This is a genomic window from Pseudomonas sp. E315 (assembly GCF_055406205.1).
Window position 1 is genome coordinate 85,230 of record NZ_JBUZPJ010000006.1, and the last position, 17,921, is coordinate 103,150.

5 protein-coding genes are annotated in these 17,921 nt (G+C 49.4%); all 5 read left to right on the plus strand.

Annotated elements, in window-relative coordinates; all coding sequences use genetic code 11:
- Positions 1-100: 100 nt before the first annotated feature.
- The 5 genes from ACZRJQ_RS10905 to ACZRJQ_RS10925 all read left to right on the plus strand — a co-directional run bounded on the left by ACZRJQ_RS10905 (position 101) and on the right by ACZRJQ_RS10925 (position 17,801).
- Entirely contained in the window at positions 101-4,408 is a 4,308-nt protein-coding gene (locus ACZRJQ_RS10905; protein WP_463978365.1) for a dermonecrotic toxin domain-containing protein, read from the plus strand.
- Between the two features lie 120 nt (positions 4,409-4,528).
- Positions 4,529-8,827 (plus strand): dermonecrotic toxin domain-containing protein, encoded by a 4,299-nt coding sequence (locus tag ACZRJQ_RS10910; RefSeq protein ID WP_463978366.1) that lies wholly within the window; start codon positions 4,529-4,531, stop codon positions 8,825-8,827.
- 194 nt (positions 8,828-9,021) lie between these two features.
- On the plus strand, positions 9,022-13,341 hold the full coding sequence (locus ACZRJQ_RS10915) for a dermonecrotic toxin domain-containing protein (protein ID WP_463978367.1): 4,320 nt from the start codon (positions 9,022-9,024) through the stop codon (positions 13,339-13,341).
- A 165-nt stretch (positions 13,342-13,506) separates the two neighbouring features.
- Positions 13,507-16,782 carry a dermonecrotic toxin domain-containing protein gene (locus ACZRJQ_RS10920; RefSeq protein WP_463978368.1) on the plus strand — a complete coding sequence of 1,092 codons (3,276 nt, stop codon included), beginning with the start codon at positions 13,507-13,509 and terminating at the stop codon, positions 16,780-16,782.
- A gap of 74 nt (positions 16,783-16,856) precedes the next feature.
- Positions 16,857-17,801, plus strand: coding sequence for a membrane-targeted effector domain-containing toxin (locus ACZRJQ_RS10925; protein ID WP_463978369.1), 945 nt, complete (start codon positions 16,857-16,859; stop codon positions 17,799-17,801).
- Positions 17,802-17,921: the final 120 nt, after the last annotated feature.

Here is a 17,921-nt window from a genome sequence, read left to right on the forward strand (position 1 = left end):
AGCCATTACATATGTACCCCCATCGGCCCCAGGCTTTGGGATTACCTGTGACAACAGCGCCAGCCATTCAAGGCAAGCGCGACAACACAGGAGCACCGTTATGCCCAACTACCTAACACAGTTCAAAAAAGCTGAAGAACGCCTGTTACGTTTGACTAACCTCATACCAGACATGAACTTTTCACTGGACCAACTGTTGCAAGCGCACTTCCCACAGGTACCTACCGCCCGCTGCACACACGATCTTTTTATAACTTATAAAGCTCCACCTGAACCCGGCCAACATCCTAAACTGATCAGCCTTTCACTCATTACGCTCATTGAGAGCAGCTTCCTGCGTAGAGAGTTTCCTACTTACGACGACAGCTCAGCCAAGGTCTATGACACGGCCTACACTCTGGATGAGCAACATCTCGTACGGGAAATTTCAGCCTCTCAGATGAAGGTATTTGTAGAGGGCATCATCAACGACCTTGAGCAAAATATGAAAAAGGCGCTCAGGCTTTTTTGGGACGACCCCCTCATAACCCTAGAATATAACAGTCCTAAAAATTGGCTAATCTCCGTTGCTCGAGAGTTATTCGCCGCAGAGTCAGAGCTGCGCTACAGCGATAAAACACTGAGTGCTACCGCCTACGCCTATACCCGACAATTACTTTATTTCCCCTCATATACGGCGCTAAGTGAAAGCGGGTTAAGCAAGCCTTTAAGAGTGTACGAGGTGGCATTAAAAGCCCCTGTATCGGCACTGGATGCCCCGTTGAAAGACCTTATGGTCATTGCACATAGCAGCCTTTCCAATTTAGTGAATACATCGGATACATTTATTTCCGCGACAAAACCACCTCTTGTCTTGGATGAACACAGGGTTGTCCTGTTCAGTCCAGGTAGTGGACTGGAAGAGTTTGAGTCATTACATGCACTGAGTCTGGAACTGGAGGCCCGACTCAAGGATGAATACCAGCGTGAAGCACTGCTCGATTACGCACTGCTCAAGGACAGTCAGTTGGGGCTTAACTTATATGATGGCCTCGGTTTTCGGGAAATATCCACTGATGTGTTTGAGCACTATGTCTCTGGGCTAATAGACAAGCAAATCCAGAACCTTAGCTACGTATGGGAAAAAGCCACTGCTAAAGACAACCAATACAACCTTCAATTATTAGCTGAACAGGTAGCACATGCATTAAATATTAGTTTCAGCCTCAACCCCAAAGCCCTGCTAAAAACGCGCTACGCTCGACTACTGGAAAGCCAGCTCCCAATATGGCTACGGTTAGCGTCAGAAGAAAAAAAATTGCAGTGGCGCTTGGCTGTCGAACGACTAAAACAAGAAAGGCTTCTTTCTCAAACTACAAATAATACCCCCTTGCTTGTGAACGGCCGAAAAATCACATTACAAGAATTTGCCAAGCACCAACTCAAGCTACAGATACAGATCGACCATAAAATAGAGGTAGACCCTGATAGTATTTATATTTCTACCACCGAGGCCCATAACACCAGCCCAGGATTTTATCCGTTCGTAACATCAGGGTATACCGCGGGAGTGAGTGTTCATCGAACAGGGCCGACAATCACTTATAGAACTATCCGGCGCAGCTTAAGTGACTTGGCATTGGAAAATGTTGGACTTCTGGACCTTGATTACGCCCTGACTGCACGCGTTGTAGACTGGCAAGGGAAGCGCCACCCAATCCTCACGACGTCTTATTTAAAAACGTTAGTGCGCACACTAAACATTGGAAAAAACTACGAAACGCTGCTTTATAAACATCTTGTTGATCCAGAGTCTGAGCAGGTTGCTTGGCGTAAAGAACGTTATATTTCTGTAACAAAAGCAAAATTACGGTTGGATATTTTGGAATCCGAACTCTCTGGCGCACTGAGCGAAGAGGAGGCTACCAAAGTTGACGCTATATTAAACTTCCCAATCGAACGTTCACGCCCCGAAGTCAACGGAAAATACATCAATGTTCACCTGCTAACGCTGCGAGACAAACCCATGCTGGGTGTATTTGTCATCACGACTTACCACACCCCTGACCTCCTTTGCTATACCCCAGACGCACCAGACAAAATATGGTTCCGCAGAGCCAGTTCACTGGAAGAATTAATGGCTACGCTGTCGCACAGAACATTGCACAACTATGTATTGGAACGCGTCAGCAGTGCAACACAGCCGTATATCAAGCAAGCACTGAAAGAGAGCCTCGACTTCTTTGACGCCGGATTACAAGTAATCACTGGCCATTTTTTACAGGCGTATTACGACGCCGATGCCGCGTTTGTTATACGCAATACCGATGAACAATCGACCTCAACCCTTGAGGCCAACGTACAAACCGCAAAAGATATAGCGCTGACGGTTATCGACGTCATCAGCTTTGCTCTCCCGCTCAAAATACTGCTGCCTCTAGCATTAGCACGCTTCATTTACAGCGCTGCCGAAGGTTTGGATGCACTTGAGCGAGGCGAAAAAAAAGAAGCCATGCTCTATTTTTTGGAGTCGATCAGCCACCTGACCGATGGCGCCTCAGACTTTGCAGGGTCTGCCGTGTTTGGTCGATCCATACGCCAGCGCGCCCGAATATCTTTTCCAGTCTTAAGCCCAAGAGCTGCCAGCACCAAAGCCATAACCAATATGACCCTGCGCAACAGGGACAGGTACGGCGAGGGCATCTACGAACTTGTCGAAATCACTGGCGAACAACCTCGCTATTACCTCCAGGATGCACACGACAGCTTATATCGCGGTCAATTCGACCACCTGAGCGAAACCTGGCAAGTCATCGACGAGAGACAGCCTAATGCTGTTTACCGAATATCGGTGTATCAAGTGTCAGCGGGGCGGTGGAGCTTGTCTCCTGCTAGACATACGACCTATCCTAGCCTGCAAGAGCTAATTGAAAGAGCCTCCATTGATATAAACCTGAGTAACCTAAAACCTGACATCGACGGTACCTATAAAGTTAACAACCTTTACTACATTCAACAAAGCGGAGTCGTTTTTGAAGTTCAATACGGCTGGCTGGGGCGGCATCTGTACTTGAATATGCCAGGCAGTTCACGCGGCAATCAATATAGCTATAAGGTGCGACGCAGTATAGAAGGTGGTCACTGGGAAGTTAAACATCGGCTGAGTGACTACTCTAAACAGTGGGAGCCGTTAACTCTGGATCGCTCGCGCCAGTCCTCCATCGCCTCGAATTCATCCGGATCCACCTACAGTGATTACGATGCCGCGCCAGAACACGTGGCAGCGCTGAAGTACCTGATCGAAATGAAGCAAGTTAACTTTAATAGCTACTTTTTACCCCGTCATACCGAAGGTGAGGCCGCCAGGGCTCACATTGAAGGTATACAACGAAAAATGCTCACCGACGCACTAACCTTCTTCAAAAACTGGCACCCAACCGCACGGCAAAAGCCACCTAAAATCGACGCATATGAAACACACGAGAGCATATTTAACAAGCTCTACGAGAAATATTCCGGAGTCATTATTGGTGAGGCACACTCCGATACGTCGAGCAAAAAAATCATCATGGACAACATGGCTTTTCTCGCAAAAAACAATGTGAAAGTTCTTTATATGGAGCACCTGCAAACTGACTTGCATCAACCCTATTTGAATGAGTTTTTCAGGACAGGAAAAATGTCTCCCGCGCTGGAAAAGTTCCTGAACGATCAGGATAAAGGCCATCGTATTGATAGACGTAGCCCGTATAACTTCACGAACCTTGTGCTAAAAACCCAACGTTACGGTATTCGGGTCAAAGCTATCGATTGCGTGGCCAGTTATTACAGCAAAACGCTGATGCACCTTGACGCCAAGAGCATTCGACATGAAATGCTCAGTTACGGCGCCTCGAAAATAATTCGTCAATATACGGCCAATGTCGGCAAACACAAATGGATTGCGCTGACCGGGAATACCCACGCCAACACCTACAATGGTGTACCCGGCTTGGCAGAGCTTGAAGACGTTGTAGGATTGCGTGTTCAGGATGTCGCGCCCGGCAAGAGTCAAGGCATCAATACTGACTCAGGCACCATCTATTACCACCCTACAAGCTCTACCCACTATTCACTGTTGAAAAATGATTGGGTGCTGGGCATTGAGGTGCTCTCCCCTCCCCCCTCTCCACCTACACCCACACGGACCCGCCTGGAACTAATACTGCCTCGCCCCGGCATGTTTACTTTTGATAATGACTCGATTATGGGACCGATACTGGCACATCACACAATGGACGGCCGTATAAGGCAGTCACCGTTAATATTCAATAGCGATGGTACATTCTATATTTACTACCCTGAATGGCGAGACATTCATCTAACGCAGTATTCAGCGCTGCAGCCCATGATTGATGACTTGAAGCTGATGAACATGAAGGAGGTTTAACAAATCAAAAACCGGGGCATAGCCATTACATATATACCCCCAGCGAGGGATGACTTTGAGATTACCTGTGACAACAGCTTTGGCCGCACACGGCTCACGCAATCACACAGGAATACCCCAATGTCAGCCCCTCTCACCCAGCTCAAATACGCTGAAAAAAAACTGTCACTCCTGATCAAATCAATACCTGACTTTCGCCAGTCGCTTGACCATCAATTACACACCTACTTTTACCCTCGACTGCCCGCTAACATTAGCGCTGAAAAAATATACATTACCTATGAAGCGCCGCTAGAGCCTGCACAAACGCCAAGATTAGTCAGCGACTCGCTCAGCGAGCTGATCAAGCGCCGCTACGTAAGCGGGCATAACTATACGTATGACCCAAGCTCAACCAAGGTGTATAGCCGTGATTACACACTGGATGAGCAATACTTGGTGCATGCACTCTCGATCGTGCAGATTGAGGAATTTATGAGGCACACCCTCAATAATCTCGAATCAACCGTGACAACCGCACTTGAACATTTTTGGATAACACCTCGCAGTAACCTTGAAAACAAAGCCCCTAAAGACTGGCTCTCTGCTTTTTTACGCGCACTAATCACCACCGAGACCGAGCTACGCCACACGGATAGGACACTGAGCACTTTTGGCTATAACGCGATTAAACAAGTACTCGCCCACTCAACCTTTCAAGCCCGCCTTGAAAGTGGAGCGAGCCACCCATTAAGCGTCTACTGCATAGCTCTAAAAGGTTTTGTTTCTGCATTAGATGCACCCTTGCAAGGACTGTTGGTCATTGTTAACCGTACCCACTCAAACTTAAGCGATCCAGCGCTCGACTTTAGCCGAGTAACAAAACCGTCCCCTCTAGAAGATCAACATAAGGCCGTACTTTACATCCCGGGCAGCGGTCTAGAAGAGTTCGACTCCCTGCATGCACTAAGCTTGGAGCTTGAAAGCCGGCTCCAGGATGAGTACCAACGCAAGGCTCTGCTCGATTACACGCTGCTTAAAGACCGCGAGCGGGCGCAGCATTTGTTTGGTATTGGTTACCGCGAAATAACTGCTGACGTGTTCGACATCTACACCGCTGAGCTGATGGATAATCAAAAACAAAATATCGCTCACGCTTGCAAGATCACTAAAGAGCCAAACACTCCAAATAACTTTGCAGCACTGACCACCCAGATCGAACGAGCACTCAGCATCACCCTGAATCCGGCCAATATTCTGCAAGCGCGCTACACCCGATTACTAGAAAGCCAACTTCCTACGTGGCTCACCACAGCCCCAGAAGAAAGCAAACAACAATGGCGCCAATCCGTAGAGCGCCTCAGAAACGAGATGCGCATTTCCCAAACCAGTGAACTGAAATTTCTACAGGGAAATGGCGGTAAAACTACCTTATTGGGTTATGCCAGATCCCGCCTCAAAAAAAAGATAAAGGCAGACCACTCAATTAACGTTGATCCCGACCAGATTTTTATATCCACGACCCAAGCCTATAACACTGCCCCCGGTTTCAACCCTCTATCGACCTCAGGTTACGCCGCAGGGGTGAGTGTCCATCGAACAGGATCAACAATCACTCAAAGCACCACTCGCCGCAGTTTGAGTCAATTGGCACTTGAGAATGTCGGGTTACTGGATCTGAACTTTGCTCTTACTGCCCGTGTTCAAAGCGCTGATGGTAAGAGCCACCCAGTCCTCACTGCAGATTATGTAAAAACGCTGGTGCGCACACTGGATATTGGAAACAGCTACAATAATTTGCTGCATATCACCCTCATCGACCCATACTCTACGCAGGTTCAATGGCGAACAGATCGCTTCATCACCGTTACAACAGCACAATTACGCTTGGATATTCTGGAAGCCAAGCTGTCGGGTATTCTCTCAAGCGAAGAAGCCAGTCGGGTTGAGGTCATATTGAGCCATCCGGTGGAAAACACTCGCCCCGAGATCAATGGCAAGCAGATCAAAGCTTACTTTTTGACGTTGCGGGATAAACCTATGCTGGGCGTATTTGTCGTTGCCGCTTACAACTCTGCCAGCCTTATTTGCTACACCCCAAATGCGCCAGACAACGTGCATTTCCGCAAGGCTGACTCACTGGATAACTTAGCAGTTGTGCTATCGAACAAATTACTTCATAGCTATGTATTAGAACGCGTGAGCAGCGCTACACAGCCATATGTCAGGCACCAGCTAAAACAAGGTGTTAGCTTCCTTGGTGCAGGACTCCAGCAGGTCACCCAACACTTCTTGCAAGCCTATTACGACGAGAGTGCAGCCTTCGTTATACGCAATGCCGATGAACAATCGACTTCAACCTTTGAGGCCAACGTACAAACCGCCAAAGATGTGGCATTGGCCGTCATTGACGTCATCAGTTTTGCATTGCCTGTCAAAATACTGCTGCCTCTGACGTTGGCACGCTTTATTTACAGCCTAAGCTCAGGTTTTGATGCCTTGGCGCGGGACGAAAAAAATGAGGCAACGAGCCATTTTCTGGAATCGGTGAGCCACCTGACCGACGGCGCCTCAGACTTGGCAGGCTCTATCGCGTTTGGCCAAACCATCCGTAATCGCCCACACACTCCAGCCCTAGCGTTAAGTCCCAAGGCCGCCAGCACCCACCCCAAAACCAATATGAGGTTGCGCGACAATGACGAGTACGGAGTTGGCATCTACGAATACACCAGTGCAAGTGACGGGCTAACTCGCTATTACCTTCTGGATGAACACGGCAATGTGTACCGCAGCCAGTACGACAATTTGAACGAAACGTGGCGCATCATCGACGAACGTCAACCCAATGCCCTCTACAACATGCCCGTCTATCATTTATCTGCTGGTCGATGGGGAGTCAGCAGCACACCTGCGGACGTCATGAGCTTGCGGGAGCTGATCGAAAAGGCTTCGGTCAACGTTAATCTCAACGGCCATACGCCAGATATCAAGGGCATTTACAAGATCAATAACTTTAGTTACATCCGCCAAGGAGAAGCTGTTTTTGAGGTTCAATACGGTTGGATGGGACACCACCTGTACTTAATCATGCCGGGGACCTCTCGAAGCAGCCAAAACACTTATAAGGTGCGCACTAATAGTGATCTCGGCTATTGGGAAGTTAAGCGGCGCAGTGTTGTCCTTACCAAGCAGTGGGAGCCGCTCAGTCTGAGCCCAATCCGCCAGACCACGCTACCGCGAAACGCCCCTCATATCATTTACACCCATTACGATGCGGGCGTAGAGCATGTGGAGGTTTTAAGGGAAATAACAGCCAACAAAGAAATCAATTTCAGCAGAGAAGTTTATTACTTTAGCTCAAAATGGGAAGCTGCCAGAATTCATATCATGGATATTCAAAATACAATATTTAGGGATGCACTGATTTTTTTAAAAAACCACTCGCCTACGCCACGAATCACGCCGCCGACCATGCCAGAACATGCGTCCCAGGAGGCCATACTAAAAACACTCCATGATCACTACCCAGGAATTGTTATCGCCGAAGCTCACAATGAAACAGCCAGTAAAAAGTTTATCATGGAGAACATGGCTTACCTCGCAAAAAGCAAAGTAAAAGTTTTGTACATGGAACATCTTCAAACTGATTTGCACCAACGCTTTTTGGACATTTTCTTGAGAACAGGAACAATGCCTCCAGAACTGGATGAGTTCCTTAGGCATCTAAACGCAGGTCATCGCATTGATAAAAAAACCCCCTATAACTATAGAAGTTTAGTGCATATCGCCCAGCGTCACGGCATTCAAGTTAAAGCCCTCGACTGCGTGGCCAGTTACAACAGCAAAGGGCTATCAAACCCTGATTCAGTCAGCCCTCGTCATGAAATGCTGAGCTACGGGGCGCATCAAATAATCCATGAATATACGGCAACCCAAGGCTGGCATAAATGGATCGCGCTGGTCGGCAATACTCACGCCAACAGATACAAAGGCGTACCCGGCCTCGCTGAGCTTGAAGGCTCTGTGGGGTTACGTATTGAAGATGTTTCGTCAGGGGAGGGGCAAGGAATTAGACTTGATAAGGGCTTCATTGATTACCGCTCAATGCTTAATAACAAAACGTCGCTCCTGAAAAACGACTGGGTGCTTAAGATTGAAACTCCCAACAAAGCGCCGCGCCCCCCCATGCTCACAAACACCCAATTGCTTGAAAAACTGACCGAGGTCGGTATGTACACCTTTGAAAACTTCCCACTGCTGGGTCCATTTTTAGTCTATCGCTCCAACAATGATCTATTAGTGAAAACGCCTTTCATATTTGATACCGATGATGCATTCCACATCAACATGCCTAACAGACCACTCGTCCATCAAAAAAAATACACCGCTCTGCATGATATGTTCATTGACTTGGCGAGTATCGGAATGAAAAGGGGGTAATGCTTTTACCGAAAGGGTGAAAGGGCATAGCCCCGGGGCATCATGATAATGATGCCCTTCCCTCACCGTATCCCCGTGTTAAGTCGAACACTCAGCACTACATATCTAGCCCCATCAGCCCCCTACTTTGGGATTACCTGTGACAACAGCGACCGCCATACATGGCTCACGCAACCACACAGGAATACCCCTCAATGCCCAATTACCTCACACAGCTCAAGCAGGCTGAACAGCGACTGTCTCGCCTCATACAAGTTCTGCCAAATATTGCTCAGACATTTGATTACCAACTACAAAACTATTTTCCTCACCTGCCCGCAGGCAGTTGCACTGACCTGCTTCACATCACCTATCAAGCCCCTCCTGAACCGGGCCAAAGACCCGAACTGATCAGCTATTCACTCAGCGAACTCATTAATCGTAGTTTTTTCACCGGGCGAGTACCCACATATAAACAAGGCTCAACCCATCTGTATAACCATGCCTACACGTTGGATGAGCAGGATCGTGTACAGGGTGTCTCGATCCTTTCAATAGAGACTTTTGTGGCCGACCTGATCAACAATTTTGAGTTGTGCATAAAAAATACAATGACTGTTTTTTGGAACACAGCTTACCCAAGCTTTGAACATAGACCCCCCGAAGACTGGCTATGTTTTTTTGTAAAAGACCTACTCACCGCCGAAGCAGAACTTCGCCATACAGACAAAACCCTGAGTGACACAGCCTATAAAGCTGTCAGCCAAATACTCACTAACCCAGCATTTCAAGCCCGTGTAGAGAACGGGGCAAGCAACCCATTAAGCGTGTATCGCGTGGCGTTGAAAAACCAAATACCCCTGGACGATGTTCCACTAAAAGGTTTGCTGGTTATCACCCACAGCAGCACCTTAAGTCAGAGCAATGCAGCGTATATCGCTAATGGTGAGACGGAGCTGTCAGAAGCTCATGACCCACTATCTTTAGCCACACCTAAAGTAGTGCTTTACATGCCGGGAAGCGGCCTTGAGGAATTTGATTCTTTGCATGCACTGAACCAAGAACTGAAAGCACGACTTAACGATGCTTATCAGAGTGACGCACTGCTTAATTACACATTGCTCAAAGACCGCCAACGCGCAGCAAGCTTGAGCAAGTTTGACTATCACGAGATAACGACTGACGTGTTTGATCATTTCGTCGATGAACTGATTGATACCCTGAATCAGAACTTAACCTTCGCCTGGAAAGCTACCAGAGCCCAAAATACTCAAAACGACCTTGAGACACTGGCCACAAGGATTGAGCAAGCCCTTGGCGCCAGCTTTTACGTCAACCCGACAGCTATTTTGCAAACGCGCTACACCCGGTTATTGGAAAACCAACTGCCCACTTGGCTCACTTCAGCCCCTGAAGAAAGCAAACAACAATGGCGCCGGGCAGTAGAGCGTCTTAAAAACGAAAGGCTCGCCTCACAGACAACAGAAAACTCACCACTACTGGAGAACGGCCAGAAAAGTACCTTATTGGGTTACGCCAGAGCCAGGCTCAAACAACAGATAAAGGCTGAGCATCAACTGGACATCGACCCCGACCAAATTTTCATTTCAACGACCAAAGCCCTCAATACCAGCCCCGGGGTTTATCCCTTCGGCACTTCCGGGTATGTGGCAGGCGTCAGTGTCCACCGAACAGGGCCCACAATCACTTACAAAACCACTCGACGTAGCTTGAGTGAGTTGGCATTGGAAAATGTGGGACTGCTGGATCTGGACTTCGCCCTGACTGCCAGAGTGCATGACGCTCAGGGCAAGTTCTATCCAGAGCTCACGGCAGAGTATTTAAAAGCCTTGGTGCGCAGGCTGAATATTGGAGAGGCCTACAAAGTCCTGCTCTACAAAACCCTCGTTGATCCAACGTCTAAACAGGTCAAGTGGCGCCGTGAACGCTACACCGCCGTGACAACGGCCCAACTGCAACTGGATGTTCTGGAGGCCAAACTGGCAGGTCAACTCACCCGTGAAGAAGCCTCTTGGGTTGAGACAGTATTGAAGCATCCTGTCGAGAGTACACGCCCTACAGTCAACGACAAGTCCGTCAAAGTACATTTGCTGACACTGCGTGATAAACCAATGCCCGGGGTACTTGCCATCACGACTTACTCCCCCTCACGCCTCCTGTGCTATACCCCAAATGCCCCCGACAAAGTGTGGTTTCGGACAGCCAACTCAATGGACGACTTAGCTCATGAGCTGTCGAAAAAAAAACTGCGCAGTTATGTCCTGCAACACGTGAGTAGTGCTGAGAGACCTTACATTAAACACTCACTTAAACAGGGCCTTAAGTCTCCAACGCTTGGGTTACAAGTGATCACCGCTGACTATCTGCAAACCGCTTACGAAGAAGAAGCTGGCTTCGCACTGCGTAATGCCGATGAACAATCAACTTCAACCTTTGAAGCTAACCTGCAAACGGCCAAGGATGTGGCGCTGACTGTCGTTGATGTCATCAGCTTTGTGCTGCCCACCAAAATACTGCTGCCACTGGCCTTGTCACGCTTCTTTTACAGCCTGGCGGAAGGGATTGACGCCCTCAAACGTGACGAAAAAAACGAGGCCATGTTCTTATTTCTGGACTCGATCAGTCACCTGACTGACGGCGCCTCGGACTTTGTCGGCTCGGCGGTGTTTGGGCGAGCCATCCGCCAACGTCCCAAAAAAATCGCCCCCCTCTTGAACCCAAAAGCTGCGAGCACACTACCCAAAACCAGCATGACACTACGCAACAGTGACAGCTATGGCAGTGGCATCTACGAGTTCACCAATGCGGGTGACGGCCAAGTCCGTTATTACCTTCAGGATGACCAAGGCAATCTTTACCTCAGCCAATACGACAACCTGAGCGAAACATGGCGCATTATCGATGAACGTCAGCCTAATGCGATTTACAGCTCAACAGCCACGCAATTATCAGCAGGCCGATGGGGCATCACCTCTGCAACCCCCGCCTCCAACTTGAGCGTACAAGAGCTGATCGAAAAAGCGTCGGTCAACGTTAACCTCTCTGAGCGCACGCCTGATGCCAACGGTGTCTACAGGCTTGATGGCCTTTATTACATCCAACAGAACGGGATTGTTTTTGAAGTTCAATACGGCTGGCTCGCACGTCACCTGTACCTGAACATGCCGGGGTCTTCACGCAGTAATCAAAACATTTACAAAGTACGACGCACTGATGGGCACGGTGATTGGCAGGTCAAACGTCGGTTGAGTGACAACACAAAACTGTGGGAGCCCTTGTCCCTCAACCAAACAGATCGAGCCTCTATCCCGGCTGACGCCCCCCCGATCACTTACAGCGATTACGACGCACCGGCCGAACACGTCAGCGCATTAAAGGAAATGACCACAGCCAAAGAAGCAGACTTCCAAAATTACTTTTACCTCTCTAACCCCAAGTGTGAAGCCGCACGGCGCCATATGCTCAGAGTGCAGCAAAAAATGCTCACCGATGCACTTGAGTTCTTTCAAACCCATCCATTGCCTACACGACCTGCGCTACCCGAAATCCCCGTAAATGCGTCACAGGAACTTATTTTTAAAACACTCTATGACACCTACCCCGGCGTTGTTATCGCAGAGGCTCATTTCGCCACATCGAGTAAAAAAATCATCTTGGACAACATGGCCTATCTTGCAAAACAAGACGTGAAAGTGCTGTACATGGAGCATTTGCAAACTGACTTGCATCAACCTTATCTGGACGAACTTTTTAAAACAGGAAAGATGCACCCTGAACTGGCTGTTTTTTTGAATAGCCAAGATATCGGTCACGGCGTCAATCAGCTCACCCCTTATACCTTCACCCGTTTAGTACAAAAAGCTCACACTCACGGCATTCACGTTAAAGCCATTGATTGCATCGCCAGTTACAACCCCAAGGGTCTACGCAATGCCAACTCTAAAAGCATTCGCCATGAACTGCTCAGTTACGGAGGGGCTTTGATAATCCGCAAAAACACACCTCCATCAGAAGGCCATAAATGGATCGCCCTGACAGGTAACACCCACGCCAACACCTTCAAGGGTGTGCCAGGTTTCGCTGAGATTGAAGGGGCTGTTGGGCTGCGTGTTGAGGATGTACTGCCCGGAACAAGCCAAGGTATCAGGATTGATGCCGGGCTGATCGATATAACCCCGTTTCATCTCTATGATTATTCATGCCTGAAAAATGACTGGGTACTTGATATTGAAATCTCTGGTGCAAAAGCACACCCCCCCGCACTGACCCAAGAACAGCTCACTGTTGCGCTCCCCATTGGCGGGATGTTCCTCCTTAATAACGACCCTGTACTGGGGCCGCTTCTCATCCACCGTTCCCATGCTAGAGAGCTGATAAAAACGCCCCTCCTGTTTAACCCCGACGGCACGTTTCGCATCGAGCGCATAAACTGGCCGGATGTTCACCAAAAGCCCTATGCAGACCTGCACCAACTCCTCCGGGACTTAACCAAAAGGGGTATGAGGAAGGTGTAAACAGAGGCTGGATATGAGTGCCTGAACACTGGGAGCCCATCAACGGGCTGTCTCGTTGACCTCATAAGCGCTACATATGTACCCCCAACAATCCTTGGCATTGGGATTACCTGTAGCAACAGCGCCGGCCATACAAGGCCTGCGCAAACACACAGGAATATCGTAATGCCAGCCCCTCTCGCACAGCTAAAATTGGCTGAGCAGCAACTGTCACGCTTAATCCAGGTTCTTCCCGATCTGGACATATCACTTGATCATCAGTTGCAAACATCGTTCCCGCTTTTGCCAGCGGACAGTTGCATCTATGACCTCTGCATTACTTACCCGACGCCACCTGAGCCGGGGCAGATCCCAAAGTTAGTCAGTTACACCCTTAGCAAGCTCATAGAACACAGCTACCTAAGCGGCCATGTGCCCAGCCACGACCAAGAATCCACCAAGGTGTACAACCGCACTTTTTCACTGGATGAACTTGATCTTGTACAGAACATCTCGATCTCACAGATAGAAACGTTTGTGAGTTATGTCATCAACAATCTTGAGCTGTGTGTAAAAAATACACTGGAGCATTTCTGGAAAGCGCAACGCGTCAGCCTTGAAAATACAGCACCTGAAGACTGGCTCTCAGCGCTTACACGAACGTTAATCACCGCAGAAACAGCGTTACGCAATGCTGACAAAACGCTAAGCGACTCAGGCTATGCCGCAGTTCACCAGTTACTGACCCACCCAACATTTCAGGCACGCGTTGACAGCGCAGTAAGCAACCCAATGCACGTCTATAACGTAGCGTTAACAGGCCAAAACTCGGCACTAGATATTCCTTTGCATGGCTTGCGGGTCATTTCGGACAGCACCGCCTCGGCTCTGAGCGATACGAGGGCCTTTAACCCAGCAACAGAGCTGGCGTTGACGCAAGAGACGCAAACCCTGATGGCGCGCAAGGTGGTGTTGTACACCCCTTACAGCGGTCTGGAAGAGTTCGACTCCTTGCATGCGCTAAGCCTGGAGCTACAAGCCCGGCTCAACGACATTTATCAACGCGAAGCATTGCTTGATTGCGTACTGCTCAAGGATCGCCAACGTGCACTGAGTATCCATGAGATTGGCTATCGCAAAAACAGCGCAGATGTCTTCGAGGCGTATGCCGCTGAGCTGATTGATCTGCAAACCCAAAACATGGCCCACGCTTGGGAAACCGCCAGAGCTCAACAGACCCAATTCAACCTTGAGAAGCTGGCCTCGCTGATTGAGCAATCACTGCGCATCAACCTCAACCCGACCGGTATTGCGCTAGCACGCCACACCCGGCTACTGGAAAGCCAACTGCCCACGTGGCTCACCTTGGCCTCAGAAGAAAAAAAGCAGCAGTGGCGCCAAGCCGTTGAACAGCTAAAGCATCAAAGGCTCCTCTCCCAGACTGCGTCCCATCCTGAAAAAACCACCTTGCTGAGCTACGCCAAATCCCAACTGAAGCGACAAATACGGGTTGATCATCAGCTAGAAGTAGACCCCGACCAGATTTTCATCTCTACCACCCATGCCCATAACACCGGCCCCGGGATCTACCCCCTTTCTACTTCAGCATATGCCGCCGGTGTGAGTGTGCAGCGAACAGGGCCGACCATTACTCATAGCAGTACTCGGCGTAGTTTGAGCGAACTGGCACTGGCGAATGTGGGCCTACTGGACGTCACTTTCACACTGACTGCCCGTGTTTTAGACCAACATGGCAAGCCCCACCCGACTCTGACCCCGGCGTATTTGAAAACACTGGTGCGTGGTCTGGATATTGGGAAAACCTACAAAGCCTTGCTCTACACAACCCTCATTGACCCAACATCTGCACAGGTTAAATGGCGTAAAGAGCACTACAGCGCCGTGACCATAGCCCAACTGCATCTGGATGTTTTGGAAGCCGAACTGGCAGGGCACCTCACTGAAGAAGAGGCCCTGTGGGTCAAAGCTGTCTTGAACCAGCCCGTCGAGAGCGAACGCGCCCCGGTCAGCGGTAAATCCATCAACCTCCAGCTACTGACACTACGCGCCCACGCCATGCCCGGCATGTTTGTCATCAGCACACAGCCATCCTCACAACTGCTTTGCTACACCCCGAATGCACCAGACACTATTAGGTTTCGCAGGGCCAGTTCACTGAGTGAACTCGCCAACGAGCTGTCAAAAAAAGCACTGCACAGTTATGTGCTACAGCGCACAAGTACAGCCACACAGCCTTACATCAAACACTTGCAAACGAAGGGACAAACGCTTTCCCAAGTTAGCCTGCAAACAGTTTCCACTGATTTTTTGCAAACCCTTTACGATCAAGAAGCAGCCTTTGCAGTCCGTAACGCCGATGAACAATCGACCTCAACCTTCGAAGCTAACGTGCAAACCACCATTGATGTAGCCGTGGTGCTGGTTGACGTGATCAGCTTTGTTCTACCGACAAAAATACTGCTGCCTTTGGCATTTTCGCGCTTCATGTACAACGTACTTGGCGGTTTGGACGCACTGCAACGCAACGATAAAGACGAAGCGTTATCGTACTTTCTAGAGTCGATCAGCCACTTGTCTGACGGAGCTTCGGACTTTGCTGGCTCTGTCGTGTTTAAGCGCGCCATACGTCAACGGCCCCAAGCCTCCGTGCCAACCCTGAATCCAAAGACTGCCAACACAAGATCCAGAGTTGATCTAACCCTGCGCAACAGTGACAGCTATGGCAGTGGCATCTACGAATACACCGAGGCCAGTAACGGGCAAACCTACTACTACCTCCAGAGTGATAAAGGAAACGTGTACCCCGGCCAATACGACAATTTAAACGAAACTTGGCGAGTGATCGACGAACGCCAACCTGAAGCGATTTACAGCACGCCCGTCTCTCAATTAGCTGCTGGCCGATGGGGCATCTCCTCCACAACACAGGCAACTAGCATTAGCCTGCATGAGTTGATCGAAAGAGCCTCAGTCAATATCAACCTAGCAGCTCAGGCGCCTGATGCCAGTGGTATCTACCGAACCGATCACACTGCTTACATTCAACAAAACGGCATTGTGTTTGAGGTTCAATACGGATGGCTAGGGCGTCGTCTGTACTTGATCGTACCCGGCACTTCGCACGGCCATCAAAACACCTACAAAGTACGACGTAATACCGAGCATGGGTATTGGGAAGTCAAACGGCGCCTGAGCAACAACACCAAACAGTGGGAGCCATTGACCCTGAACCAACCTCGCCAACTCTCTGTGACGGTTGACACCGCCACTACCATTTACACTCTTTACGATGCCGCGCCGGAGCACTTGAGCGCGCTGAGAGAGTTAACCGTTGGCACGGAGATAGCGCTGAGCAGTTACATCTACAAGCACAATGCTGAGTGGGAGGCGGCTAGGAGGCATGTCGTTAATATTCAAAAAAAATGCTCATTGATGCACTGACATTCTTCAGAACCCTGCCCCCCATTACACGAGCAAAAGCGCCTTACATACATCCGAACGCCTCCCAGGAAGTTATGTTTAAAAGCCTCTATGACACCTACTCTGGCGTCGTGATCGCCGAAACGCATTTCGCGGGCTCGGGCAAAAAAATAATCCTCGACAACATGGCTTATCTCGCTAAAAACAACGTGACAGTGTTGTATATGGAACACTTACAAACTGACTTGCATCAAACCTATCTAGATCAGTTTTTTAAAACAGGCGCGATGCACCCTGAACTTGAACTCTTTCTTAAAAGTCAGGACTTCGGACACAAAACAGATATCAGCAGCGGGTACACGTTTAGCCGTTTGGTACAAGAAACTCAACGTCACGGCATTCAAGTAAAAGCCATTGATTGCTTTGTTAGCTACTACACCAAGGGCCTGGCGCACCCTGATGCCAAGAGTATTCGCCATGAAATGTTCAGTTATGGAAGCTCACAAACCATCCGTAAAAATACGCTCCAAGCCGAGCAAAAAAAATGGATTGCACTGACCGGTAACAGCCATGCCAATTCGTTCAAAGGGGTTCCCGGCCTCGCAGAGCTTGAAGGGGCTGTTGGGTTACGCGTGCAAGATGTACCGCCAGGTACAGGGCAAATTATCAAGCCAGATACAGGATTCATCGAATACGACCCTGCAAACATCAATGACTACTCCTATCTGAAAAACGACTGGCTGATTCATATTGAAATCCCCGGCGCCCCCACTTCCACTGCACCGTTAACACACAAGCAACTGACTGAAAGCCTCCACACTCCTGGGATGTATACCTTTGAAAACCAATCGCCACAGGGGCCGATCATCATCCACCGGGCTCGCACAGGGGAGTTGATACAAACGCCCTTCGTCTTCGATAGCACGGGGGCATTTCATATCGAGCGGCCCAGTTGGCCGAGCATTCATCAGAAATCCTATACCGACCTAAACCACCTGCTTGATGATCTGACGGCCATGTACATGCAAAGAGCGCAATAAACTCCCTGAGTTGATACCCAGCGCCCAGGCTGCGACCTAATGCCGCAGCCTCGGTGGCAGGCGCCCTCAGCGGCTAAACTGCGCGGCCTCTGCTAGCCTGATACCGGCCTGTCCAAGCCC

Bases quoted from the DNA above. Each gene is read 5' to 3' on its own strand.
- ACZRJQ_RS10905 (WP_463978365.1), top strand. From the start codon at position 101: ATGCCCAACTACCTAACACAGTTCAAAAAAGCTGAAGAACGCCTGTTA.
- ACZRJQ_RS10915 (WP_463978367.1), top strand. From the start codon at position 9,022: ATGCCCAATTACCTCACACAGCTCAAGCAGGCTGAACAGCGACTGTCT.
- ACZRJQ_RS10910 (WP_463978366.1), top strand. From the start codon at position 4,529: ATGTCAGCCCCTCTCACCCAGCTCAAATACGCTGAAAAAAAACTGTCA.
- ACZRJQ_RS10925 (WP_463978369.1), top strand. From the start codon at position 16,857: ATGTTTAAAAGCCTCTATGACACCTACTCTGGCGTCGTGATCGCCGAA.
- ACZRJQ_RS10920 (WP_463978368.1), top strand. From the start codon at position 13,507: ATGCCAGCCCCTCTCGCACAGCTAAAATTGGCTGAGCAGCAACTGTCA.